The sequence below is a fragment of the Armatimonas sp. genome (genome assembly GCF_031410135.1).
GTDB lineage: Bacteria > Armatimonadota > Armatimonadia > Armatimonadales > Armatimonadaceae > Armatimonas.
In genome coordinates, this window is the sequence record NZ_JANNYP010000128.1 from 1 (window position 1) to 2,309 (window position 2,309).

Consider the following 2,309-nt stretch of genomic DNA (forward strand, 5'->3'; position numbering starts at 1 on the left):
GGTGAGGTAGTACGGCCCCATGTCCAGCATCGGGCCGCCGCCGGGCTTGTAGTAGAACTCGGGGGCGGGGTGCCAAGTCTCGTGACCGCGTGAGAGCATGGTCGCCATCGCCGCCACGGGCTCGCCAATCGCACCGTCGTCAATTAATTTTCGGCAGGTCTGGTGCCCGCCGCCCAGAAACGTGTCCGGGGCACAACCCAATCTCAAGCCCTTCTCTTTTGCCAGTGCTACCAGCCCTGTGCCTTCTTCGAACGTCACGGCAAGCGGCTTCTCTAGGTGTACGTGCTTGCCAGCCTCAAGTGCGGCTTTGGTGACGGCAAAGTGGGCCTTGGGAATCGTGAGGTTGATCACGATCTCAATCTCCGGGTCGGCGAGCAGCGCATCCACGGAAAGCGCACGGCAGCCGTTTTTCTCCGCAGCGGCCTTGGCACGGTCGAGATCGAGATCGGCGCAGGCGGCAATCGAGAGAGTCGGGAAAATCTTGGTGGCGTTGAAGTAGGCCCCGGAGATCGCTCCGCAGCCAATGACGCCGAACTTCACGGGTCGCAGGTTAGACATACCCTCAAGTTCGACATGGGGTGCAATTTCCCTCCCAGCTCTTTCCTGAATTGGGAGGAGTGTGTCTATCGATCCCGTGCGACAACATAGCCCGCGAGCTGAATCAAAGAGCTTTTATATTCGGAGTCAGGGAAGCGGTCTAGCTCGGTGAGGGCGCGGGCCATCCGTGTGTTGGCCTCGGTGCGGGCAACTTCGAAGCCACCGTGACGCGCAATCGTGGCGGTGATGTGGGCAACCTCTGAGTCCGTTAATGCTTGACCGCGCTCCAGTATGGTGAGAAGCACGGCCTTGGTTGCTGCGTCGCAGTGGGTGAGGGTGTGGATCAGCGGGAGTGTCACACGGCCATCTCTCAGATCTGTGCCTAGCTCCTTGCCCGTCTGCTTTGGGTCACCCAGGAAATCTAGTAAGTCGTCTGCGATCTGAAACGCGATCCCTAAGTGATGCCCGTACGCACGTAGCGCCGCTGTTTCCTGCTCCGTTCCGCCACCCATCAGCCCGCCTGCTTCGGTACAGCCTGCCAGAAAACGCGCCGTCTTGCGCTCGATCACCTGCTCGTAGGTTGCTAGGTTCAGGTTCCAGTTTCGCGCGACGGCGGCTTGAAGCACTTCCCCCTCCGCCATCGCAATCGTCACATCCGCAAAGAGGCGCACCAGCGCAAGATTCTCTTCATCACGCGAGAGCAACCAGATTGCTTTTGCCAGAAGAAAGTCGCCTGTGAGAATCGTGATCGAGTTGCCATAGACCGCGTTTGCCGTGGGCCGTCCCCGGCGCTCGGGGGCTTCATCCACCACATCGTCGTGCATCAGGGTCGCCATGTGGATCAGCTCCACGGCGGCAGCGGCGGCATAGGCGCGGTGCGTATCGAACTTACGGCCCACACAGTGTGCGGCAAGCAGGGCAATGGCAGGACGCAGGCGCTTGCCACCGGAGAGCAGCGTGTGACCGGAGATCGCACGCACTTCCCCAATGTCCGAGCGCGTCTCCGCTAGTAAGCGCTCCTCGACTTTGGCTAAGTCTTCTTCAATGCACGCAAGCAGCCCTTCCGGGCGAGTGGCTGTCATTTCTTTATTCCTCGGTGGATCACCACCGTTCCAAAGTTCAGATCTGTAATTTTGACGGAGTGCATGCCTGCCTCCTCCATGAGCTTGGCGAGTGCCTCGCGGGAGTGGAAGGCATCAATAGAGGCCGGGAGATAGGCGTAGGCGCTACGTCTGCCGGAGATTATCCCTCCGATGAGTGGCATGAGCTTCTGGTAGAGGCCGTAGCCCCACGCAACGAGAGGATTGGTTGGGCGATTGAACTCCAGAATCACCACGCGTCCGCCGGGCTGTGTCACGCGCGCCATCTCCGCCAGCCCCCGCTGAATATCGGCCACGTTGCGGATCCCAAAAGCCACGGTCACGGCGGCGAAGTGCGCATCGGGAAAGGGGAGCGCCTGGGTATCGGCCCACTGGAGACGGACATTCGGGTACTTGGGGAGCTTCGGCTCGCCCCAGCGCAGCATCTCTTTAGAGAAATCCGTCCCGATCACCGCGCCGCTTGGCCCAACCCAGCTTGCCAGCTCGCAGGCAAAATCACCCGTGCCCGTGCAAACATCTAACACCCGATCGCTGGGCTTTAGCTCCGCCTGCCGTGCCGCTTCCCGTCTCCAGCGTGAGTCGAGCCGTAGCGAGAGCACGGAGTTCAGCAGATCATAGCGAGGCGCGATTGCATCGAACATCGCTTCGACATAGTCATGCTTCTCTTCCGGT

At 60.6% G+C, this 2,309-nt stretch carries 3 protein-coding genes; all 3 read right to left on the reverse strand.

The window, feature by feature from the left end:
- The coding region (locus RMO15_RS04705) for a Gfo/Idh/MocA family oxidoreductase (RefSeq protein WP_309708496.1) at positions 1–558 on the reverse strand (558 nt) is incomplete at its 3' end.
- Between the two features lie 65 nt (positions 559–623).
- The gene (locus RMO15_RS04710; RefSeq protein ID WP_309708499.1) at positions 624–1,619 is read right to left on the reverse strand and encodes a polyprenyl synthetase family protein; all 996 of its coding nucleotides are present in this window, start codon (positions 1,617–1,619) and stop codon (positions 624–626) included.
- Positions 1,616–2,309, reverse strand: a 694-nt coding sequence (gene ubiE, locus RMO15_RS04715; RefSeq protein WP_309708502.1) for a bifunctional demethylmenaquinone methyltransferase/2-methoxy-6-polyprenyl-1,4-benzoquinol methylase UbiE, incomplete at its 5' end; no start/stop codon positions are given. The genes RMO15_RS04710 and ubiE, both read right to left, overlap by 4 nt.

What these genes read in the sequence shown, in the direction of transcription:
- RMO15_RS04710 (WP_309708499.1), bottom strand. Translation starts at nt 1,619, where the DNA reads ATGACAGCCACTCGCCCGGAAGGGCTGCTTGCGTGCATTGAAGAAGAC.